At 71.5% G+C, this 21,451-nt stretch carries 16 protein-coding genes; 9 read left to right on the forward strand and 7 right to left on the reverse strand.

Annotation, left to right across the window (positions count from 1 at the left end; genetic code table 11):
- Position 1: 1 nt before the first annotated feature.
- Positions 2–838: a LuxR C-terminal-related transcriptional regulator gene (locus ACF062_RS09340; protein WP_392137161.1), complete on the reverse strand. Its 837-nt coding sequence runs from the start codon at positions 836–838 to the stop codon at positions 2–4.
- Positions 839–996: 158 nt separating this feature from the next.
- Between ACF062_RS09340 and ACF062_RS09345 the strand changes: the two genes are divergently transcribed.
- The 5 genes from ACF062_RS09345 to ACF062_RS09365 all read left to right on the forward strand — a co-directional run bounded on the left by ACF062_RS09345 (position 997) and on the right by ACF062_RS09365 (position 9,227).
- The gene (locus ACF062_RS09345) at positions 997–2,538 is read left to right on the forward strand and encodes an AMP-binding protein (RefSeq protein WP_392137687.1); all 1,542 of its coding nucleotides are present in this window, start codon (positions 997–999) and stop codon (positions 2,536–2,538) included.
- A 417-nt stretch (positions 2,539–2,955) separates the two neighbouring features.
- Entirely contained in the window at positions 2,956–3,183 is a 228-nt protein-coding gene (locus tag ACF062_RS09350; RefSeq protein WP_223779265.1) for a type A2 lantipeptide, read from the forward strand.
- Positions 3,184–3,272: 89 nt separating this feature from the next.
- Entirely contained in the window at positions 3,273–4,079 is an 807-nt protein-coding gene (locus ACF062_RS09355) for an HlyD family efflux transporter periplasmic adaptor subunit (RefSeq protein WP_392137162.1), read from the forward strand.
- Positions 4,076–6,364 (forward strand): NHLP family bacteriocin export ABC transporter peptidase/permease/ATPase subunit, encoded by a 2,289-nt coding sequence (locus ACF062_RS09360; RefSeq protein ID WP_392137163.1) that lies wholly within the window; start codon positions 4,076–4,078, stop codon positions 6,362–6,364. The genes ACF062_RS09355 and ACF062_RS09360 overlap by 4 nt, the downstream gene beginning before the upstream one ends.
- Positions 6,365–6,383: 19 nt before the next feature.
- Positions 6,384–9,227 carry an NHLP bacteriocin export ABC transporter permease/ATPase subunit gene (locus ACF062_RS09365; protein ID WP_392137688.1) on the forward strand — a complete coding sequence of 948 codons (2,844 nt, stop codon included), beginning with the start codon at positions 6,384–6,386 and terminating at the stop codon, positions 9,225–9,227.
- Between the two features lie 13 nt (positions 9,228–9,240).
- Here the strand turns inward: ACF062_RS09365 and ACF062_RS09370 are convergent, their stop codons facing one another.
- Positions 9,241–10,260 (reverse strand): DUF5954 family protein, encoded by a 1,020-nt coding sequence (locus ACF062_RS09370; RefSeq protein ID WP_392137164.1) that lies wholly within the window; start codon positions 10,258–10,260, stop codon positions 9,241–9,243.
- 79 nt (positions 10,261–10,339) lie between these two features.
- On the opposite strand from ACF062_RS09370, the gene ACF062_RS09375 reads away from it, so the two are divergent.
- Positions 10,340–11,965, forward strand: coding sequence for an AMP-binding protein (locus ACF062_RS09375; protein WP_392137165.1), 1,626 nt, complete (start codon positions 10,340–10,342; stop codon positions 11,963–11,965).
- Here ACF062_RS09375 and ACF062_RS09380 read toward each other — a convergent pair.
- A complete protein-coding gene (locus tag ACF062_RS09380) occupies positions 11,943–12,524 on the reverse strand; it encodes a GNAT family N-acetyltransferase (RefSeq protein WP_392137166.1) in 582 nt (193 codons plus the stop codon). The two genes, ACF062_RS09375 and ACF062_RS09380, sit on opposite strands and share 23 nt — an antisense overlap.
- A gap of 151 nt (positions 12,525–12,675) precedes the next feature.
- On the opposite strand from ACF062_RS09380, the gene ACF062_RS09385 reads away from it, so the two are divergent.
- A complete protein-coding gene (locus ACF062_RS09385; RefSeq protein ID WP_392137689.1) occupies positions 12,676–13,839 on the forward strand; it encodes an MFS transporter in 1,164 nt (387 codons plus the stop codon).
- Positions 13,840–14,221: 382 nt separating this feature from the next.
- Here ACF062_RS09385 and ACF062_RS09390 read toward each other — a convergent pair whose 3' ends face one another.
- Both ACF062_RS09390 and ACF062_RS09395 read right to left on the reverse strand, forming a co-directional pair.
- Entirely contained in the window at positions 14,222–14,857 is a 636-nt protein-coding gene (locus ACF062_RS09390; RefSeq protein WP_392137167.1) for an alpha-ketoglutarate-dependent dioxygenase AlkB, read from the reverse strand.
- A gap of 64 nt (positions 14,858–14,921) precedes the next feature.
- Positions 14,922–15,617 (reverse strand): hypothetical protein, encoded by a 696-nt coding sequence (locus tag ACF062_RS09395; RefSeq protein WP_392137168.1) that lies wholly within the window; start codon positions 15,615–15,617, stop codon positions 14,922–14,924.
- Between the two features lie 291 nt (positions 15,618–15,908).
- Between ACF062_RS09395 and gcl the strand changes: the two genes are divergently transcribed.
- Both gcl and ACF062_RS09405 read left to right on the forward strand, forming a co-directional pair.
- Positions 15,909–17,696: a glyoxylate carboligase gene (gene gcl, locus ACF062_RS09400; protein ID WP_392137690.1), complete on the forward strand. Its 1,788-nt coding sequence runs from the start codon at positions 15,909–15,911 to the stop codon at positions 17,694–17,696.
- A 106-nt stretch (positions 17,697–17,802) separates the two neighbouring features.
- Positions 17,803–18,381 carry a YdeI family protein gene (locus ACF062_RS09405; protein ID WP_392137169.1) on the forward strand — a complete coding sequence of 193 codons (579 nt, stop codon included), beginning with the start codon at positions 17,803–17,805 and terminating at the stop codon, positions 18,379–18,381.
- 466 nt (positions 18,382–18,847) lie between these two features.
- Here ACF062_RS09405 and ACF062_RS09410 read toward each other — a convergent pair whose 3' ends face one another.
- Both ACF062_RS09410 and ACF062_RS09415 read right to left on the reverse strand, forming a co-directional pair.
- Positions 18,848–20,305: a catalase gene (locus tag ACF062_RS09410; RefSeq protein ID WP_392137170.1), complete on the reverse strand. Its 1,458-nt coding sequence runs from the start codon at positions 20,303–20,305 to the stop codon at positions 18,848–18,850.
- 220 nt (positions 20,306–20,525) lie between these two features.
- A complete protein-coding gene (locus tag ACF062_RS09415; protein ID WP_392137171.1) occupies positions 20,526–21,416 on the reverse strand; it encodes a 2-hydroxy-3-oxopropionate reductase in 891 nt (296 codons plus the stop codon).
- Positions 21,417–21,451 lie beyond the last annotated feature (35 nt).

The raw sequence follows: 21,451 nt of genomic DNA on the forward strand, positions 1-21,451 counted from the left end.
CCTACGGCAGCAACCCCGCCCGCCGCGCCGCCACCACCGCCTCCAGGCGCGTATGCGCCCCCAGCTTCCGCATGGCCGATCGCAAGTAGCCCTTCACCGTCTCTGGGCGCAGGCCGAGCCGCTCCGCCGCCACCGCGTTCGTCACGCCCGCGGCGACGCAGGCGAGGACGTCCACCTCCCGTGGGGCGAGGGCGACCGGGCGCTCGCGGTCACGTTCAGGGAGCGTCGCCGCCGACGCCAAGGTGCCGCACACCGACAGGATTTCCGCCCGCAGCGCGGGGTCCGCGATGCGCGGGGCGAGCGCACGCAGCGCGCCGTGCGCCTCGCGGACCTGCTCCCACGCCCCGGGGCCCGCGACCGGCTCGCGGACCGCCGCGAGCAGCGCGCGCACCTCATCGCGTACGACAAGCGCCTGCTCCACGTCCCGCGCCGCGGCCACCGCCACCGACAGGGCCCGGTCGCCGAGCGGCCGGGCAGTGCGCAGCGCGCCGTACAGCACGCCCCGCACCCGGCGGCGCACCACGACCGGCACCGCGAGCACCGACCGCAGGCCCTCGGCCTCGACCGCCGCGTCGTACTCGTGGCTGATGTGGCGCGACACGCTGTAGTCGGTGACCGCGCACGGCCGGGAGAGAGCGAGCGCCTTGCCGCCGAGGCCGTTGCCCGACGACACCGCGAGCCCGTGCAGCGCGTATGTCTCCGTGCCGCTCAGCTCGCCGATCCGCACCTGGCGCTGCCCTTCGAGGAGGCCTCCGAAGGCGACCGGGAGCCCCGTGCCGCGGCGCAGCCGCAGCAGGGCGGCCCGCACCTGCGACGTCTCGCCTCCGTCAGCCGGCACGTGCCCCTCCCTTCGGCCCTTCGGCTTGCGACACCCCCGTCCGGGGGTAGTGAGACCCGCATCACGAATTACACGATGTTACGTAGCGTCCGGCAATGAGTACGGCGGTACGGCCGGGCCGGCCCGAGCAGTGGTCCCAGATGTCAGGAGAGAGCGCGATGCGGACACCGATGACCGTCACGGACTTCCTCGACCGGGCGGAGCTGGGCTTCGCCGCCTGCCCCGGAGTGGTCGACGAGCCGCTCCAACCCGCCCCGGTGGTACCGGAGTCGACGTACGGACGCCTCGGTGAGCGGATCCGCGCCTGGCAGGCGGGCCTTGACGCGCTGGGCGTCGGCGAGGGCGAGCGGGTGGCGGTGGTCAGCCACAACTCGGCCCGCCTCCTTGAGCTGCTGTTCGCCGTGCCGATGAGCGGACGGATCTGTGTGCCCGTCAACTTCCGGCTCAAGCCGGAGGAGGTCGAGTACGTCGTGCGGCAGAGCGGCGCCTCGGTCCTGCTCGTCGACCCCGAGCTGGACGACGCGCTGTCGGGCGTCAAGGCGCGGCACCGCTTCGTGCTCGGCGAGCTGACCGAGACCGAGCTGATGCGCTTCGGGGTGGAACCGCGCCCGTGGGCGCGCCCCGACGAGGACGCCACCGCCACGATCAACTACACGTCGGGAACGACGGCGCGCCCCAAGGGAGTGCAGCTGACGCACCGCAACATCTGGGTGAACGGCCTGACGTTCGGCCTGCACACCCGCGTGTGGGAGGGGGACGTCTATATGCACACCCTGCCGATGTTCCACTGCAACGGCTGGGGCATGCCGTTCGTGATGGCCGGGCTCGGCGTGAAGCAGGTGGTGCTGCGCAAGGTGGACGGCGCGGAGATCCTGCGCCGGGTGGAGGAGCACGGCGTCACGCTCATGTGTGGGGCGCCCGCGGTGTGGAACGCGGTCCTCGACGCGGCGGCGGCCTGGTCCGGCGACGTGCCCGGCCGTGACCGGGTGCGCATCGTCTGCGCGGGCGCCCCGCCGCCGAGCAGGATGATCCAGCGGGTGGAGGCCGAGCTGGGCTGGGAGTTCACGCAGCTCTACGGGCTCACCGAGACGTCCCCGATGCTCACCTTCAACCGGGCCATGCCCGCGGACCTGGAGCTTCCGGCCGAGGAGCGGGCCCGCAAGCTCTCCCGTGCCGGAGTGCCCGCGCTCGGCGTCAAGCTGCGGATCTCCGACGCGGGTGAGGTCCTCGCCAGGTCCAACGTCGTGCTCGAAGGCTACTGGGAGAAGCCGGACGAGACGGCCGCGGCGCTCGAGGACGGGTGGTTCCACACCGGTGACGGCGGCACGTTCGACGAGGCAGACGGCCATCTGACCATCTCCGACCGGAAGAAGGACGTCATCATCACGGGCGGCGAGAACGTCTCGTCGATCGAGGTGGAGGACACGATCTTCAGCCACCCCGAGGTCGCCGAGGTCGCGGTCATCGGGGTGCCGCACGAGAAGTGGGGCGAGACGATCAAGGCCCTGGTGGTCCTCGTGGAGGGGGCGACGGTGCGGGAGCAGGACATCATCGCCCACTGCAAGGAGCGCATCGCCGGCTACAAGGCCCCGACGAGCGTCGAGTTCCGCGACGCCATCCCGCGCACGGCCACCGGCAAGATCCAGAAGTTCAAGCTGCGGGAGCCGTACTGGGCGGGGCGGGAGCGCGGCGTGAACTGACCGCGCATCACCTCCGGTGTCCCCTTCGGCCACGATTCGACACGCCTTCAATGAACCTGCACACCGAATGCGCACCCCGGTCACGCCATTCACGGGGTATCCCACATGAATTCCCGTGCAGGGGGTACGTGGCGTACTTCTCGCCGTGCCCGTGTCCGATTTGTTGAAGGGAGTCCCGTCGTGCCCTCGATTTCGTTCTGTGAATCTTGTGAAGGAGCTGCCCCCGCGCGGTGAAACCGCCTGCACGCAGCGGTGATGCGCTGCCACAACCGCGGCTGACCGGTGATCGGGCGATTGGATGTGCGAGCTGCGAACGTGCTTTGATCCTGGCCGACGCGGAATTCGCACCTCAAGTTCCGCATTGCTGGAAACACCTTTGCAACATTCATGACTTTCATGAGAAGGGCAGCTCACACCATGAACAACACCCCGCAGGTCGAGACCCTCGAGATTTCCGACGCCGACCTCGACAACGTCTCCGGTGGCCTCGTCGCCGGTGTCGCGGGCAACGTCACGGGCACCGTCGACTCCATCGCCCCCGTCTCCGGCGTCGTGGCCGGTGTCGTCGGCACCGTCGAGAGCGCCACGGGCGTGAACACCGGCGTCGTCACGGGCCTGGCCTCCGGCCTGACCGCCGGTCTCTGAGCCTTCGGCTCACCGAGACGCGTGATCCGTGAGCCCCGGGACCACTGGTCCCGGGGCTCACGGACGCCTCACCTTAAGGAAAGCGTTCCGTGCAGTTCCGCCAACAGGCCCTGTCCAAGCTGCAGTCGCCCGAGGAACTCGACCTTCCGGTGCGCTACGCCCGCCCCCAGGGCCTGCTCGTCCTCGCCGTCACCCTCGTCGTCATGGCCGCCGCGAGCGTGTGGGCGGTGACCGGCTCGGTCGCCTCGACACTCCGGGCGCCCGGCATCCTCACCCACGGCCAGGGCGGTTACGTCCTCCAGAGCCCCGTCACCGGGCAGGTCACCGGTGTCTACGCCAAGGAGGGCGAACGGCTCGACGCGGGCGCCCCCGTGCTGAAGGTCCGTACGGATCACGGCGACAAGGCGGTGCGCGCGATCGCCGCGGGCCGCGTCACCACCCTCCTCGCGAGGATCGGCACCGTCGTCACCACCGGCGCCGACGTCGCGAGCGTGGAGCGCGTGGCGGGCATCGACGACCCGCTCCTCGCGATGCTGTACGTCCCCGCCGACAGCGCGGCCACCGTGCCGGTCGGCGCCCTTGTCGACCTCACCGTCCAGTCCGTGCCCACCCAGCGGTACGGGACGCTGCGCGGCCGTGTGAAGGCGATCGGGCGGGCCGCGCAGACCCGGCAGCGGATCACCGGCTTCCTCGGCGACAAGGAACTGGCCGGGCAGTTCACGAAGGACGGCCCACCCGTGGCCGTGCTCGTACGGCTCGACAAGTCGCCCGGCACCGACTCCGGTTACGCCTGGTCGACCGGCGGCGGACCGCCCTTCGCACCGGAGTCGATGACCCTGGCCACCGGCGCCGTCCACCTCGCCGAGCAGCGCCCGATCGATTGGCTGCTTCCGTGACCGCACCGCACCCCTCCCCGGAACACCAGCAGCAGCTGCCGCCCCCCGGCGGCCGCCGCAGGCACCGCCCCGAGCCCCCGCGGCGCGGCCGCCGCCGCGCCACGCCGCCGCGCCCCGCGCCGAAGGGCGGACGGCCGAGGACCGTCCGTACGCCCACCGTCCTCCAGATGGAGGCCGTGGAGTGCGGCGCCGCCGCCCTCGCCATGGTCCTCGCCCACCACGGCCGGCACGTGCCCCTGGAGGAGCTGCGCATCGCGTGCGGCGTCTCCCGCGACGGCTCACGGGCCAGCAACGTCCTGAAGGCGGCCCGCAGTTACGGCCTCACCGCCAAGGGCATGCAGATGGAGCCCGCCGCGCTCGCCGACGTCAAGGCGCCCGCCATCCTCTTCTGGGAGTTCAACCACTACGTCGTCTATGACGGCATGGGGCGCCGCCTCGGCCGCCGGGGCGTGTACATCAACGACCCCGACAAGGGCCGCCGCTTCGTGCCCTCGGAGGACTTCGACACCAGCTTCACCGGGGTCGTCCTGGTCCTCGAACCGGGGGAGGACTTCCGGCCGGGCGGCCGCAGGCCCGGCGTCCTCAAGGCCCTCCCGGCCCGGCTGCGCGGCACCACGGGCACGATGCTCGCCGCGCTCCTTGCCAGCCTGCTGCTCGTCGCGGTCGGCGCGGCCCTGCCCGCGCTCAGCCGCACGTACATCGACCTGTTCCTGATCGGCCATCAGACCTCGCTCCTTGGCGCGCTATTCGCCTCGATGGGCGCGATGGTGGCGCTCACCGTGGTGCTGACCTGGCTGCAACAGGCGAACCTGCTGCGCGGCCGCATCATCTCCTCCACCCTCGGCAGCGCCCGCTTCTTCCGCCATCTGCTGCGCCTGCCCGTCACGTTCTACGCCCAGCGCAGCCCCGCCGACCTCGTGCAGCGCCTCGCCTCCAACGACGCGGTCGCCGAGACCCTGGCCCGCGACCTGACGGCCGCCGGCGTCGACGGCATCGTCGTACTCCTCTACGCGGGCCTGCTGTGGACGTACGATCCGCAGCTCACCCTCGTCGGCGTCGGCATCGCCCTGCTGAACGTCGTGGCGATGCGCGTCGTCGTACGGCTGCGCGCCACCGGCACCCAGAAGCTGCGCGCCGACAGCGCCAAGCTCACCAACACCTCCTACACGGGCCTCCAGTTGATCGAGACCATGAAGGCGACCGGAGGCGAGAACGGCTACTTCCGGCGCTGGGCGGGACAGCACGCCACGACCCTGGAGGAGCAGCAGCGCCTCGGGGTGCCGAGCGCCTGGCTCGGTGTCGTCGCGCCGACGCTGGCCACCCTCAACAGCGCGCTGATCCTGTGGATCGGCGGCCTGCGCGCGGTCGAGGGGCACCTGTCGATCGGGCTGCTCGTCGCCTTCCAGGCCCTCGTCACGCGCTTCACCGCGCCCATCACCCGCCTCAACGGCGTCGCGGGCCGCATCCAGGACTTCGCCGCCGACGTCGCCCGCCTCAAGGACGTCGAGAACTTTCCCGTCGACCCCCTCTACTCCCGCCCCGAACCGACCGCGAGCACCCGCCGCCTCAAGGGCCACGTCACCCTCGAAGACGTCACCTTCGGCTACAGCCCCCTCGACAAGCCTCTCCTGACGGGCTTCTCCCTGTCGGTGGGGCCGGGCCGGCAGGTCGCGCTCGTCGGCGGCTCGGGCAGCGGCAAGTCGACCGTCTCCCGGCTCCTTTCGGGCCTCTACAGCCCGTGGGAGGGCACGATCCGCATCGACGGGCAGCGCCTGGAGGACATCCCGCGCGGCGCGCTCACCGCCTCCGTGTCCTTCGTCGACCAGGACGTCTTCCTCTTCGAGGGCACCATCCGCGACAACGTCACACTGTGGGACCCCTCCATCCCCGACGAGGACGTCGTCGCCGCTCTGAAGGACGCCTGCCTGTACGAGGTCGTGGCCCGCAGGCCCGGCGGCATCCACGGCCGCGTCGAGCAGGACGGGCGGAACTTCTCCGGCGGGCAGCGCCAGCGCCTGGAGATCGCGCGGGCCCTGGTCCGCCGCCCCAGCATCCTCGTGCTCGACGAGGTGACCAGTGCCCTGGACGCCGGGACCGAACAGATCATCATCGACAACCTGCGCCGCCGCGGCTGCGCCTGCGTCGTCATCGCCCACCGCCTGAGCACCGTGCGCGACAGCGACGAGATCGTCGTCCTCGACCACGGCCAGGTCGTGGAGCGAGGCCGCCACGAACACCTCGTCGCCGCGGGCGGTCCGTACGCCGAGCTGGTCAGGGAGCACTGAGGTGACCTCGGAGCAGCACATGCGTACGCAGGACCCGGTCGCCGCCTCCTTCGGCGCGCTCGGCACACCCGTCGACTGCGCGGGCCTGCGCAGCGTGCACCTGGAGGGACCGCAGGTGCTGTGGCTCGTGGTGGCGGGCGCACTCGACCTGTTCGCCGTCGACGCCGTGCAGCAGGGCCACTGGCACTACCTCGGCCGCCTGGAGCCGGGCGCCCTGCTCCTCGGCCCCGTCGAGGGCCCCCAGCACACCCTGGTCGGCCGCCCCCTGGCGGGCTGCGAGCTGCGCCGTGTCCCGCTGCGCGAGCTGTACCGCCCCGACCACGGCGACACCTGGTCCCACGAGCAGCAGTACCCCAGCCGGTACGACACCCAGTACGACTCCGAGGACACCGCGCTGAGCCTGCTGGAGCACGCCTTCGCGCTCGGCATCGGGCGCGGCCACCGGGTCCTGTTCGAAGCGCCGCTCGACGGCCGCACCATGGGCGACGAGGTGGTCACCGACGACGACATCCTCTGGATGCCGGTCGCGCCGGGCAGCGTCCAGTACGGCGCCGCCTACAGCGCCGAGGCCGCGGGTGACCTGCTCGTCGACGCCGCGCTGTGGCAGCGCATGGTCAACCAGCAGTACCGGCTGCTCTCGACGCTCGACCGCTGGATCGAACGCCTGGAGCGCGCCCACGAGGACCGCACGGCGGCCGGCATCAAGGCGGGCGAGAGCGTCCGCGTGCAGGCCGACCGCACCCTGATCGCCTCCATCGGCCGCGCGGGCAGGGGCGACGCGCGCCGCACCGCGTCCCAAGGCGGTGACGACGCCACGTACGCCGCGTGCCGGCTGGTCGCCGAGGCGACGGGCATCACGCTGGCCGGCCTCTCGGACAGCGGTGCGGTGAGCGACCGGATCGACCCGGTGGAGCGGATCGCGATGGCCTCGCGGGTGCGCACCCGCGCCGTCCGGCTCGCCGGGCGCTGGTGGCGCGAGAACGCGGGCCCGCTGGTGGGCCACCGCGCGGCGAGCGGAGCGCCGGTCGCCCTGCTGTGGCGGCGCGGCGGCTACGAAGCGGTGCACCCCACCTCCGGGCGGCGCACCCGGGTCGACGGTGGGAACGCCGACGAGTTCGAACCGCAGGCCGTCATGTTCTACCGGCCGCTGCCCGACCGGCCGTTGACGCCATGGCGGCTGTTCCGCTTCGGTCTGCGGGGCACCCGGGGCGACCTGCGCAACCTCGCCCTCGCCGGCCTGGTGACGGTCGTGATCGGCGCTCTCGTGCCGATCGCGACGGGCCAGGTGCTCGGTGTCCTCGTCCCGAACGGCGAGAAGAGCCTCATCGTCCAGGTCTCCCTGGCCGTCATGGTCACCAGCATCGTCTCCGCGGCGTTCATGCTGCTCCAGAACCTCACCGTCCTGCGGATGGAGGGCCGCATGGAGAGCACCCTCCAACCGGCCGTGTGGGACCGCCTGTTGCGCCTTCCCACGCGCTTCTTCGCGTCCCGTTCCACCGGTGAGCTGGCGAGCGCGGCCATGGGTGTCAGCGCCATCCGCCGCGTCCTGTCGGGCATCGGCCCCGTCGCGCTGCAAGCCGGCACGATCGGCGCGATGAACCTCGGCCTGCTGCTCTTCTACAGCGTGCCCCTCGCCCTGGCCGCACTGGCGATGCTGGCCGTCATCGCCGCCGTGTTCCTCGCGCTCGGCCTCGCCGAACTGCGCTGGCAGCGACGCCTGATAGAGCTCGGCAACGAGCTCAACAACCAGGCGTTCCAGACCCTGCGCGGCCTGCCCAAACTCCGCGTGGCCGGTGCGGAGAGCTTCGCGTACGCGGCCTGGGCCGGAAAGTTCGCGCGCAGCCGGGAGCTGCAACGGCGCGCGGGTCGCATCAAGAACGCGACCACGGTCCTCAACTCCGTCTATCTGCCGCTCTGTACGCTCGTCATGTTCGTCCTCCTCGCGGGCCCGGCCCGCGGCAGCCTCACGGCGGGGGAGTTCCTCACCTTCAGCACCGCCGTGACGATGCTCCTGACCTCCGTCACCCAGCTCACCGGCGCGCTGATCTCGGCGGCCGCGGTCCTCCCGATGTTCGAGCAGATCAAACCGGTTCTCGACGAGGCGCCGGAGGTGCGGGCCGGCAGCACCCAGCCGGGCGGACTCCAGGGCGCGATCGAGGCACGGGGCCTGTCCTTCCGCTACACCGACGACGGCCCGCTGGTCCTTGACGACGTGTCCCTCGCGATCCGGCCCGGCGAGTTCGTGGCCGTCGTCGGCCCGAGCGGCTGCGGCAAGTCGACGCTGCTGCGCCTCCTGATCGGCTTCGACGAACCCGTCTCCGGCAGCGTGCTCTACGACGGCCAGGACCTCGCCGCCCTGGACCAGGCGGCCGTACGCCGTCAGTGCGGCGTCGTCCTCCAGAACGCCCAGCCGCTCACCGGCTCCATCCTGGAGTGCATCTGCGGCGCCGAGTCGTACACGCAGGAGGAGGCGTGGGAGGCCGCCGCCATGGCGGGCCTCGCCGAGGACATCAAGCGCATGCCGATGGGCCTGCACACGATGATCTCCGGCGGCGGCGCGGTATCCGGCGGCCAGCGCCAGCGGCTGATGATCGCCCAGGCGCTGATCCGCCGCCCCCGTGTCCTCTTCTTCGACGAGGCCACGAGCGCTTTGGACAACGAGACGCAGCGCACCGTCATCGACAGCACCCGCGCCCTGAACGCGACCCGCGTCGTGATCGCCCACCGCCTGTCCACCGTCATGGACGCCGACCGGGTCCTCGTCATGGCGGAGGGCCGCATCGTCGAACAGGGGCCGCCCGCACAGCTCCTCGCGGACCCGGACGGGCGGCTGCGGGAACTGGTGCGGCGCCAGATGCGCTGACCCGGGCGCCGACTCAGTCGTCGTAGTGCAGCGTGCCGTCCTCGTCCATCGTGGGGTGCATCTTCATGGGGCCGTAGGAGTCGACGTCCGAGGGGCGCGGCGGCTCCGGGCCGTCGGGGCCACAGCGCACCAGCCGTTCCGTACGGCAGATCCTGTACACGCTGTCACCCACGCGCGCCTCGTTGGCGCGGGGGGTGGCCTTGAACTCTTCGGCGGCTCGCGCGTACGCCGCCTTCTCCTCGTCGTCGAACTCGTGGAACATCGGCCAGGATTCCGTCATCGCGTCGTACAGCATCCGGCGGGCGTCGTGCGGGGTGGGCATCAGGGCGGACCGCGGCCGCCACCCCTTCTCGCTGCGCTCGGCCACGCCGAAGCCGACGGGCAGCAGAGCGATGTCGGGATGGGTGGTGACGGCCCGCTCGGAGTCCGCGCGGACGTCGGCGGGGAACCGCGCGCCGGCATAGGCGAAACCCCGCAGCCCCAGCTTGAGGGCGCTCGTCATCAGCCCCGGAGCCTCCTCGCCGGGGTCGAGCGTGAAACCGAGGTCCGTGGACGGGGCGCGGTGGCGCCCGGCCCAGGAACGGTCGGCCGGTTCCGGGTCCGTCGGCCGGGGCGGCTCCAGGCCGTCGGGGCCGGTGCGGGCGAACTCGTCGCCGCGCACCACGCGGTAGCGCACCCCGAGGACCTCCAGCTCGTCGACAGGCTCGCGTTCGAGGACGGCGACCGCGGCCAGCAGATCCCGGCGCACGGCGGGGTCGTCGGTGTCGTCCTTGGCCTTGAACCACAGCACCGAGTTCAGCGCGTCCCTGGCCTGCTGGGGCATGCCGTCCACGATCGGCTTTAGCACCCGCCATTCGGGCCCGACCGCGGGATCCTGCATCGCGAGACCGAAGACGGGCCCACGGACCGCGAGATGCGGATAGCGGTACGACGCGTCGACGGCGTCGGCCTCGGTCACCAGCTCGGCGGGATCGTCTCGTTGCACCAAACCGGCGTGGAGCTGGTTCAGTCGTTGCTTCCAGTCATCACCCATGCGCACATTGTTGTGGCTTCGGGGGAGGGAACGCTCCGAAATGCCGCAAGTGATCTCAAGTGATGGAGTGAGGACAGACATGCGAAGCCCACGTGACACGGCTGAACTCTCCTACGCCCACGGCACCGATGACACCCCCCTCCTCGGCGACACCATCGGCCGCAACCTCGACCGGGCCGTCGCCGCCTGGCCCGGCCGCGACGCCCTCGTGGACGTCGCCGCGGGCACCCGGTGGACGTACGCGGAGTTCGGCGCCGCCGTCGAGCGGCTGGCGCGCGGCCTCCTCGGATCCGGGGTGGCCAAGGGCGACCGCGTCGGGATCTGGGCGGTGAACTGCGCGGAGTGGGTGCTCGTGCAGTACGCCACCGCGCGGATCGGCGCCATCATGGTGAACATCAACCCGGCCTACCGCGCGCACGATTTGGAGTTCGTGCTCAACCAGGCGGGCGTCTCGCTTCTGGTCGCCTCACGGGCCCACAAGAGCAGCGACTACCGCGCGCTCGTCGACGAGGTGCGGCCCCGCTGCCGTGAGCTGCGCGCCGTCCACTACATCGGGGACGGCTCCTGGGACGCGCTGCTCGAAGCCGCCGCCTCGGTCACGGCCGCGGAACTGGCCGCGCGCGAGGCGGAGTTGACATGCGACGACCCCGTGAACATCCAGTACACCTCGGGCACCACGGGCTTCCCCAAGGGAGCCACGCTCTCCCACCACAACATCCTCAACAACGGCTACTGGGTGGGCCGCACGGTCGGCTACACCGAGCGGGACCGCGTCTGCCTGCCCGTCCCCTTCTACCACTGCTTCGGCATGGTGATGGGCAACCTCGGCGCCACCTCGCACGGCGCGTGCATCGTCATCCCCGCCCCGTCCTTCGACCCGGCCGCCACGCTGCGCGCCGTCGAGCAGGAGCGCTGCACCTCGCTGTACGGCGTGCCCACCATGTTCATCGCGGAGCTGAACCTCCCCGACTTCGCGGCGTACGACCTCACTTCGCTGCGCACCGGCATCATGGCGGGCTCGCCCTGCCCGGTGGAGGTGATGAAGCGGGTGGTCGCCGAGATGCACATGCGGGAGGTCTCCATCTGCTACGGCATGACCGAGACGTCGCCCGTCTCCACGCAGACCCGCCGCGACGACGACCTGGAGCGCCGCACCGGCACCGTCGGCCGCGTCCTGCCGCACATCGAGGTGAAGGTCGTCGACCCCGCGACCGGCGTCACCCTGCCGCGCGGCGCCTCCGGCGAGCTGTGCACCCGCGGCTACGGCGTGATGCGCGGCTACTGGAACGAGCCCGAGCGGACCGCCGAGGTCATCGACGCCGGCCGCTGGATGCACACCGGGGACCTGGCCGTCATGCGCGAGGACGGGTACGTCCAGATCGTCGGCCGCATCAAGGACATGATCATCAGGGGCGGCGAGAACATCTACCCTCGCGAGATCGAGGAGTTCCTGTACGGCCACCCCAAGATCGCCGACGTCCAGGTGGTGGGCGTGCCCGACGAGCGGTACGGAGAGGTGCCGCTCGCCTGCGTGATCCTGCGGGACCCCGGCGACACGCTGACGTTGGCCGAGCTCCAGGCCTACTGCAAGGGGCAGTTGGCCCACTACAAGGTGCCCGCGGCCCTGCGGATCCTGGAGTCCTTCCCGATGACGGTCTCCGGCAAGGTGCGCAAGATCGAGCTCAGGGAGCGGTACGGGGAGTGACGTCCGCCGTGGGGTCCGCCGTCAGGGCGCGGCGCATGCAGAGGCGGGGCCAGCGGTCCAGGCCCAGTCCGGCCTCATGCGCGCGGATGCGCCGGAGACCGGGGGTGAGTTCGGCTTCCGTGAGGGGGCGGAAGCCGATGCGGGCGTAGTAGGGGGCGTTCCACGGGACGTCCGTGAAGGTCGTGAGGGTGAGGGCGGTCCTGCCTTCCGCGAGCGCCCGGTCCGCGAGCCGGTCGATCAGGGCGCGCCCGATGCCGCGCCGGGCCGCACGCGGGTGCACGGTGACCTGCTCGATGTGCTCGATGTGCTCGAGGTGCGCGCACCGCGACCCCGTCGGCTCGTCGAGAGGTTCGCTGAGCAGGTACGCGAGCGGGGCGCCCGCCTCGTCCGCCGCGACCCACGCCCGGCCCGCCCGGCGGAACCGCTCCAACTCCGCCACCGTCGGCGGTTCGTCGTCCGCGACGGCGTCCATGCCGAGCGCGCGGAAGGCTTCTCCCGCCGCGCGTTCGATGTCCTGGAGGGCGGGGAGTTCGGCGGCGGTGGCGGGGCGGATCAGCATGGGTGCGAGTATGCCCCGGCGAAATACGGTTGTGCCGCGGCCTTTCGCCGGGGATCGTGTGCCGGTGATCGAGAGAACCACCGGCCGCGGCGCGCGGCCCGAGGCGCGGTCGGCCCCGGCGCCCGGCGCACCGACCGGCCTCGGACGCGGCATGGTGCTGCTGCTCGCCGTGGTGTGCGGTGTGGCCGTCGGCAACGTCTACTTCCCGCAGGCCGTCAGCCCGCTGGTCGCCGAGGGGCTGCACGTGTCGGCGGACACCGCCACGCTGGTGGTCACGGCGACCCAGTTCGGCTACGCGGGCGGCATCTTCCTCCTCGTGCCGCTCGGCGACCGCATCCCCTACCGGCCGCTCATCGCCGCGCTGCTCTCGCTCGCCGGACTCGGCCTGCTCGGCGCGGGGCTCGCGCCGGGTCTGGTGCCGCTGGTCGCCGCGAGCGTCCTCGTCGGCGTCACCACCGTCATCGCCCCGATCGTGGCGCCCATGGCGGTGGGCCTGGTCCCCGACGACCGGCGCGGCGCCGTCACCGGCACCCTGCTCAGCGGCTCCATCGGCGGCATGCTGCTCTCCCGCGCCTTCGGCGGCAGCCTCGGCGAGTGGCTGGGCTGGCGCGCCCCGTACCTGCTGTCGGCGGTCCTGGCCCTGCTCATCGCGCTCGTCCTCGCCCGCGCGCTGCCGAAGTCGACCGCGCCCTCGCGGCAGAGTTACCCGACGCTGCTCGGCGAGTCGCTGCGGCTGCTGCGGACCGAGCCGGAGCTGCGGCGCTCCGGCTTCTACCAGGCGATGCTCTTCGGCGCGTTCTCCGCACTGTGGACCGGCGTCGCGCTGCTGATGACCGGCCCCGTGTACGGGCTCGGGGCCTCGGCGGTCGGACTGCTGGCCCTCGTCAACGCCGGGACGATGATCAGTACGCCGCTCGCGGGCCGCCAGGTGGACCGGCGCGGGCCCGACGCGGTCAACCTCGCCGCCACCCTCGCGGTCCTCGCCGCGGCGGCCGTCCTCCTGTTCGGCGGCGCCGGCGGGGCGGTGGGGCTCATGGCACTGGCGGCGGGGTCGCTGCTGCTCGACGTCGCCATGCAGTCGGGGATGATCGCCAACCAGGTGCGGATCTTCGCGCTGAGCGACGAGGCGCGCTCCCGGCTCAACACGGCGTACATGACATGCGGCTACCTCGGCGGAAGCATCGGCTCCTGGCTCGGCGCGCGCGCCTACGACACCTTCGGCTGGCCGGGAGTCTGCGGCCTCGTGACACTACTGGCCGCACTGGCCCTCACCCGCCACCTGCTGCACATGAGGCCCCCTGCCTCCGACGCCTGAGGCCGCCCCGTAAGGACCGCGGGAACCTGCGCGACCGAAGCCGTACAGGGGAGCACTCCCGGGGGGAAGGCCGGCCCCGGTAAGGGGCGCGGGGAACTGCGCGACCAGCCCCCGCCCAGCCGCACCCGACAGGAACGCGAAGGCAGCAGGCGCCTTACAGGGACACCCCGGGGAAGGCCGGGCCCCGTAAGGGGCGCGGGGAACTGCGCGACCAGCCCCCGCGCACCCGCACCCGACAGGAACGCGAAGGCAGCAGGCGCCTTACAGGGGCACCCCGGGGGAAGGCCGGCCCCCGTAGGGGGGCGCGGGGAACTGCGCGACCAGCCCCCGCGCACCCGCACCTGACAGGAACGCGAAGGCAGCCGGCGCCGGAGGCGCCGAATCAGCGCACGCCCCGCGGGCGAAACTGGACACTGATGCGCCCGCCGGAGGCCCTCGTCGACTTGGGCACGGCATGTTCCCACGTCCGCTGGCAGGAGCCGCCCATCACGATCAGGTCGCCGTGCCCGAGCGGGTGGCGGACCGTCGCCCCGCCGCGGCGCGGACGCAGCAGCAGATCCCGCGGTGCACCCACGGAGAGGATGGCGACCATCGTGTCCTCGCGGGCGCCCCGGCCGATGCGGTTGCCGTGCCACGCCACGCTGTCACGCCCGTCGCGGTAGTGGCACAGGCCGGCCGTCGCGAACTCCTCGCCGAGTTCGGCGGCGTAGTGCGCCGACAGTGCTTGCCGCGCCTCGTCGAGCACGGGGTGGGGCAGCGGCTCTCCGGCGCCGTAGAAGGCGAGCAGGCGCGGTACGTCGACGACCCTCTCGTACATCTGGCGGCGCTCGGCCTGCCACGGGACGTCCGCGGCGAGGCGTTCGAAGAGGGCGTCGGCGCCGGTGAGCCAGCCCGGCAGGAGGTCGATCCACGCCCCGTCGCCGAGCACCGTCCTGCGGATCGGGTCCAGGGGACGCAGCCGCGGTTCGTCGCTCTGATCGAAGAGCGACCCCTGGAGCTGGAGCTGGTGCTGTGCCATGACATCAGCGTACTCCCGTTTCGAATATGTGTACTAATTCGAATGCGGGGCCGGGCCCCGCGCCTCACGCGCCGGTCGCGACGAGTTCGTCCGCCGCGCCGTTCACCGGCCGCGGCGTGCCCGTGAGGTCCACCGTGAACAGCGGGACCGCCAGCGCGTCCGCCCGGGCGCGCGCCTCGTCCGTATATCCGGCCAGGCAGAAGAAGGCGCAGGCGACAGGGGTCTCGCCCGCCGCCGTCATCGCGGTGAGCCACAGGCATTCGATGTCGCGGGCCGTGGTGCGCCGCGGGCCGGGATCGACCTGGGCCAGCATCCCGCGGGCGGTGATCCGCGCCCCCGAGGGCGGGCGCCGCGCGGCGCTGCGGGTATCGGGGAAGCCGAGCCACCGCAGGTACAGCGCGGCCACGGTCACGGCGTCACGGGCGTCGCGGAGCGGCGGCGGCCGGAAGGCGCGCCCCGGGGGAGCCGGTGTACGCGGCGCCCTGGGCACTCGCGGCGCCGGTACGACCGCCAGGCGCAGGACGGCCCCGCAGGCGCAGTCCAGCTCCGGTTGCGGCCACTGGAGCGGGCGGCCGCAGGGCCGGCAGTGGACGGTGACCCAGTCGTCCGCCCAGCTCCGGTCGGTGACCGGCGTCGGCGGCGCGCCCCGGGCCATCGGCGGGGTGAGCATGGCGCCGCACGCGCACGGCAGGGAAGGGGGCACGTACAGATGCTCGCGCCGGCAGCTGGGGCACCGCACCGGCATGCCGCCGTCCGCCATGGCCCTCACCCCTCGCGCCGTCTCCCGCCATCCTCCACCCGACGGGTCCCCGGCGAGGCCGAGTTCGGGCAAGCCGCCCGCCCGTTCTGGACATGCCGTCCGGCCGGTGGGCCGGATCGCGGATGTCCCTTGACGGTCTCCGGCCCACACCCTTACATTGCTTCCATATAGCAGAACATTCTTTCCATAATGCGGAAACAGAAGCTCACCGCGGGGCGCGACGGGAGCCGGATCCGCCAGCCGTATCCGGCAGCCGAAAAGCTGTCGAAGCTGTCGAAGCAGGAGAACCCCATGGCTCGTATGACCGCTGCCCGCGCGGCAGTTGAGATCCTCAAGCGCGAGGGCGTCGTCAACGCGTTCGGTGTGCCGGGCGCCGCGATCAACCCCTTCTACAAGGCGCTCAAGGAGGGCGGTGGCATCGACCACACCCTCGCCCGCCACGTCGAGGGCGCCTCGCACATGGCCGAGGGCTACACCCGGTCCAAGCCGGGCAACATCGGCGTCTGCATCGGCACGTCGGGACCCGCGGGCACCGACATGATCACCGGCCTGTACTCCGCCACCGGCGACTCGATCCCGATCCTCTGCATCACCGGGCAGGCCCCGACGCACCTCCTGCACAAGGAGGACTTCCAGGCCGTCGACATCGCGACGATCGCCAAGCCGGTCACCAAGATGGCCGTGACCGTCCTGGAGGCCGCGCAGGTCCCCGGCATCTTCCAGCAGGCCTTCCACCTGATGCGTTCGGGCCGTCCGGGCCCGGTCCTCATCGACCTGCCCATCGACGTCCAGCAGACCGAGATCGAGTTCGACCCGGAGACGTACGAGCCGCTGCCGGTCTACAAGCCCGCCGCGACCCGCGCCCAGATCGAGAAGGCGATCCGCTTCCTGGTCGAGTCCGAGCGCCCGCTGATCGTCGCGGGCGGCGGCATCATCAACGCCGACGCCTCCGACCTGCTCGTCGAGTTCGCCGAGATCACGAACACCCCTGTCGTGCCGACGCTGATGGGCTGGGGCACCATCCCCGACGACCACGACCTGAACGCCGGCATGGTCGGCCAGCAGACCGGCCACCGCTACGGCAACGCGACGTTCCTGGAGTCGGACTTCGTCCTCGGCATCGGCAACCGCTGGGCCAACCGTCACACCGGCTACAAGCTGGACGTGTACACCCAGGGCCGCAAGTTCGTGCACGTCGACATCGAGCCGACCCAGATCGGCAAGATCTTCGCCCCCGACTACGGCATCGCCTCCGACGCCAAGGCCGCGCTGGAGCTGTTCGTCGAGGTCGCGAAGGAGCTGAAGGCCGCCGGTGAGCTGCCCGACCGCTCGGAGTGGGTCGCCTCCCACCTCAAGCGCAAGGAGACGCTCCAGCGCCGCACGCACTTCGCCAACGTGCCCATGAAGCCGCAGCGCGTCTACGAGGAGATGAACAAGGCCTTCGGCCCCGAGACGCGCTACGTCACCACGATCGGCCTCTCGCAGATCGCCGGCGCCCAGATGCTGCACGTCTACAAGCCGCGCCACTGGATCAACTGCGGCCAGGCGGGCCCGCTCGGCTGGACCATCCCGGCCGCGCTCGGCGCCGCCAAGGCCGACCCGGAGAGCCCGGTCGTCGCCCTCTCCGGCGACTACGACTTCCAGTTCATGATCGAGGAGCTGGCGGTCGGCGCGCAGCACCGCATCCCGTACGTCCACGTCCTGGTCAACAACGCCTACCTCGGCCTGATCCGCCAGGCGCAGATCGGCCTGGACATCAACTTCCAGGTCAACCTGGAGTTCGAGAACCAGAACTCCCCGGAGCTCGGCGTCTACGGCGTGGACCACGTCAAGGTCGCCGAGGGCCTCGGCTGCAAGGCGATCCGCGTCACCGAGCCCGATGAGCTGCTGCCGGCCTTCGAGCAGGCCAAGAAGCTCGCGGCCGAGTACCGCGTGCCGGTGGTCGTCGAGGCGATCCTGGAGCGCATCACGAACATCTCGATGAGCCCGACGGCCGACATCAGCGCGGTCAAGGAGTTCGAGGAGATCGCGACGGAGCCGGGCCACGCGCCGACGGCGATCCGCCCGCTGAAGGTCTGAGACCCGCTGAAGGCCTGACACACGGCCGGCACCGGCTGGGGCGGTCCACCCGAGGGGGGTGGGCCGCCCCTTCGCCGTGCCACAAGTGTTCGCGTAGCGTGGCCGGATGGACTCACTGGACGGCCTGAAGGTCGTGTTCTTCGCCGACGAACCGCGGTTGGCGGACTGGCTGGACGAGCACCACGGCGACTCCCCGGGAATCTGGGTGAAGATCGCCAAGAAGAACTCGGGCGTGGCCTCGGTGACGGCCGCGGAGGTCAATGACGTGGCGCTCTGCTACGGCTGGATCACCGGCCACCGCAAGTCGCACGACGACGTCCACTACCTCCAGAAGATCACTCGCCGCCGCCCGCGCAGCCTGTGGTCGAAGGTGAACATCGACCGCGTCGCGGAACTGACCGCCGAGGGCCGCATGCGCGAACCGGGCCTCGCGGAGGTCGCGGCGGCGCGGGCGGACGGACGCTGGGACGCGGCCTACGAATCGCAGCGCAACGCCACGGTGCCCGACGACCTGACGGCCGCGCTCGCGGCAAGTCCGGCGGCGCACAAGGCATTTGAGGCGCTCGGCAAGACGGACCGGTACACCGTGCTGCACCGCCTGATGACGGCGAGGACGGCCGCCACGCGGGCGGCCCGCCTGGAGCGGGTGGTCGCCACCCTGGAGTCCGGCGGCAAGGTGAACTAGGGCCTGTCTGACAATTCGCGTCGTCGCCGGAGGCAGGCGGGAATTGTCAGACAGGCCCTAGGGCGCACCACGGAAGAGCGCCGGGTACGGGACCGTCCGTACCCGGCGCTCCGGCCGTGTGGGTGAAGCGTGTGAAGTTGTTGCCGCCCGACGGCGCGCGACTGGCGGAACATGCATGCGCGCTGCCGGGCGGAGTCCGTGAACCCCGTGGGGAAATCCGTGAACCCCGTGAAAGGGGTCGGGACCGCGGCGGGTGCGACGGGCCGTCGGTTCCTCTCCCTCAGGTCGAGAGGGAAGCCGACGGACCTCGACCACCGCACTGGCTCGCAGAGCCGCCGCGGACCGAGCCCGCCCGCCCGCGTCACGTACCACCCCTCATCCGGGTCCGTGACGGCGGGTCGGGCTCAGCGCCGACGGGCTGACCTCCCGTCAACCCATCGACGCAGCTCGGGAGTTATCCGCTCGCTCAGTCCTCGCGCAGGGCGCGGACGGCCTCCTCGACGCGCTTGCCGTAGTCGGCGTCGGCGGCGTGGAAGTGGGCGAGGTTCTTCTCGATGACGTCGTCGCGGGAGACCTGCGAGAGGCCACCGGCGATGTTCGCCACCAGACGCGACTTCTCGTCCTCGGACATCAGGCGGTAGAGCTCACCGGCCTGGAAGAAGTCGTCGTCCTTGGTGTGGGTCGGGGCGGCGTGCGTGCCCGTGTAGCCGGCGATCGCGAGCGGCGCGGAGAGCGGCTGACCGGTCTCGACGGGGCCGTCGTACGAGTTGGGCTCGTAGTTCTTGCGGTCGCGGCCGTAGGGGTTGGAGGCCATCAGGCCGTCACGCCCGTAGTTGTCGGCCTTCGCCGCCTTGGGGGCGTTGACCGCGAGCTGGGTGTGGTTGACGCCCAGGCGGTAGCGGTGCGCGTCCGCGTAGGCGAACAGGCGGCCCTGGAGCATCTTGTCGGGCGAGGGGCCGATGCCCGGCACGAAGTTGTTCGGGGAGAACGCGGCCTGCTCGACCTCGGCGAAGACGTTGTCCGGGTTGCGGTCGAGGACCAGGCGGCCGACGCGCTGGAGCGGGTAGTCCTTGTGCGGCCACACCTTGGTGAGGTCGAACGGGTTGAAGCGGTAGTCCGCCGCCTCGGACGCGGGCATGATCTGCACGTGCAGTGTCCAGGACGGGTTCACGCCCCGCTCGATGGCCTGGAGCAGGTCGGTCTGGTGCGAGTTCGGGTCCTTGCCCGCGATCTCGGCGGCCTGCTCGCTGGAGAGGGAGCGGATGCCCTGGTTCGTCTTGAAGTGGTACTTGACGAAGAAGGCCTCGCCCTTGGCGTTCGTCCACTGGTAGGTGTGCGAGCCGTAGCCGTTCATGTGGCGGTACGAGGCGGGGATGCCGCGGTCGCCCATCAGCCAGGTGATCTGGTGCGTGGCCTCGGGGGCGTGCGCCCAGAAGTCCCAGACGTTGTCCGGCTCCTGCTTGCCCGTGAAGGGGTCGCGCTTCTGGGAGTGGATGAAGTCGGGGAACTTCAGCGGGTCCTTGATGAAGAACACCGGGGTGTTGTTGCCGACGAGGTCGTAGTTGCCCTCTTCGGTGTAGAACTTCACCGCGAAGCCGCGCGGGTCACGGACCGCGTCCGCGCCACCGAGGTTGTCGGCCACGGTCGAGAAGCGCAGGAACAGCTCCGTGCGCCTGCCGACCTCGCTGAGGAAGTCCGCGTGGGTGAAGCCGGTGACGTCGTCGGTCACCTCGAAGTAGCCGTACGCGCCGGAGCCGCGGGCGTGCACGACACGCTCCGGGATGCGCTCACGGTTGAAGCGGGCCAGCTTCTCCAGGAGGTGCTGGTCCTGGAGCAGGATCGGACCACCGACGCCGGCGGTGGCGGAGTTCTGGTTGTCGGCGACGGGGGCGCCGGACTCGGTCGTGAGCACACGCTTCGACATGGTGGCGAGGTTGACCTTCCGTACGTAACTGCTTCGACTGCAGACGGTGTTCGGGAGCGTAAGGACCCCTGAGCAGCTACGTCAACAGTTTGTTGAAGTTTTTGGGTGGGCCGGTGGGCCGGTGGTGCCGTGCTGGTTCCGGGCCGCGGCGGCGCCTGGGCGCGACAGGACAGGTGTCAGCGCCGCCACGGCCCGGAAGTCTGGGGGAGGAGCCCGTCGGCTAGAGCTCGGTGCCCGACAGGCGCTCGACGGAGCGCAGCAGGGCGGAGTGGTCGAGGCCGCCGTCGCCCTGCGCACGCAGGGAGGCGACCAGCTGGGCGACGACCGCGCCGACGGGCAGGGCGGCGCCGACGTTGCGGGCGGCGTCGGTGACGATGCCCATGTCCTTGTGGTGCAGGTCGATCCGGAAGCCGGGCTTGAAGTCCCGGTTCAGGAAGTTGTCCTTCTTGCGGGTCAGCACGGTCGAGCCGGCCAGACCGCCGTTGAGGACGTCGAGGGCGGCGTTCAGGTCCACGCCGGACTTCTCCAGGAAGACCACGGCCTCGGCGCACGCCTGGATGTTGACGGCGACGATCAGCTGGTTGGCGGCCTTCACGGTCTGACCGGAGCCGTGCGGACCGCACAGCACGATGGTCTTGCCGAGTGCCTCGAGCAGCGGCTTGGCCTCGTCGAAGTCGGCCTGCTCGCCGCCGACCATGATGGACAGGACGGCCTCGATGGCGCCCGCCTCGCCGCCGGAGACCGGGGCGTCCAGGACGCGCAGGCCCTTCTCCTCGGCGGCCTTGGCGAGGTCCACGGAGGTCTGCGGGGTGATCGACGACATGTCGACGATCAGCGCGCCCGACCTGGCGTTCTCCAGGATGCCGTCGGGGCCGTACGCGATGGCCTCGACCTGCGGCGACGCGGGCACCATCGTGACGACCACGTCGGCGTCCCTGACGGCCTCCGCGATGGACTTCGCGGCGGTGCCGCCGGCGGCCGAGAGCCGGTCCAGCTTGTCCTGCTCAAGGGTGTAGCCGGTGACGGAGTAACCCGCCTTGATCAGGTTCTCGGACATGGGGGAGCCCATGATGCCGAGTCCGATCCACGCGACCTTGGGAAGGGTGCTCATGAGGGTGCCTCTCTGACTGCTCTAAAGCTTTCGTA

Origin of the sequence: Streptomyces sp. NPDC015345, from assembly GCF_043078805.1 — a bacterium.
Classification (GTDB): Bacteria; Actinomycetota; Actinomycetes; order Streptomycetales; family Streptomycetaceae; genus Streptomyces.

Coding starts and splice junctions, on each gene's coding strand:
- ACF062_RS09390 (WP_392137167.1), bottom strand. CDS start 14,857: ATGGCACAGCACCAGCTCCAGCTCCAGGGGTCGCTCTTCGATCAGAGC.
- ACF062_RS09375 (WP_392137165.1), top strand. CDS start 10,340: ATGCGAAGCCCACGTGACACGGCTGAACTCTCCTACGCCCACGGCACC.
- ACF062_RS09405 (WP_392137169.1), top strand. CDS start 17,803: ATGGACTCACTGGACGGCCTGAAGGTCGTGTTCTTCGCCGACGAACCG.
- ACF062_RS09385 (WP_392137689.1), top strand. CDS start 12,676: ATGGTGCTGCTGCTCGCCGTGGTGTGCGGTGTGGCCGTCGGCAACGTC.
- ACF062_RS09415 (WP_392137171.1), bottom strand. CDS start 21,416: ATGAGCACCCTTCCCAAGGTCGCGTGGATCGGACTCGGCATCATGGGC.
- ACF062_RS09365 (WP_392137688.1), top strand. CDS start 6,384: ATGCGTACGCAGGACCCGGTCGCCGCCTCCTTCGGCGCGCTCGGCACA.
- ACF062_RS09350 (WP_223779265.1), top strand. CDS start 2,956: ATGAACAACACCCCGCAGGTCGAGACCCTCGAGATTTCCGACGCCGAC.
- ACF062_RS09345 (WP_392137687.1), top strand. CDS start 997: ATGCGGACACCGATGACCGTCACGGACTTCCTCGACCGGGCGGAGCTG.
- gcl (WP_392137690.1), top strand. CDS start 15,909: ATGGCTCGTATGACCGCTGCCCGCGCGGCAGTTGAGATCCTCAAGCGC.
- ACF062_RS09395 (WP_392137168.1), bottom strand. CDS start 15,617: ATGGCGGACGGCGGCATGCCGGTGCGGTGCCCCAGCTGCCGGCGCGAG.
- ACF062_RS09380 (WP_392137166.1), bottom strand. CDS start 12,524: ATGCTGATCCGCCCCGCCACCGCCGCCGAACTCCCCGCCCTCCAGGAC.
- ACF062_RS09370 (WP_392137164.1), bottom strand. CDS start 10,260: ATGGGTGATGACTGGAAGCAACGACTGAACCAGCTCCACGCCGGTTTG.
- ACF062_RS09410 (WP_392137170.1), bottom strand. CDS start 20,305: ATGTCGAAGCGTGTGCTCACGACCGAGTCCGGCGCCCCCGTCGCCGAC.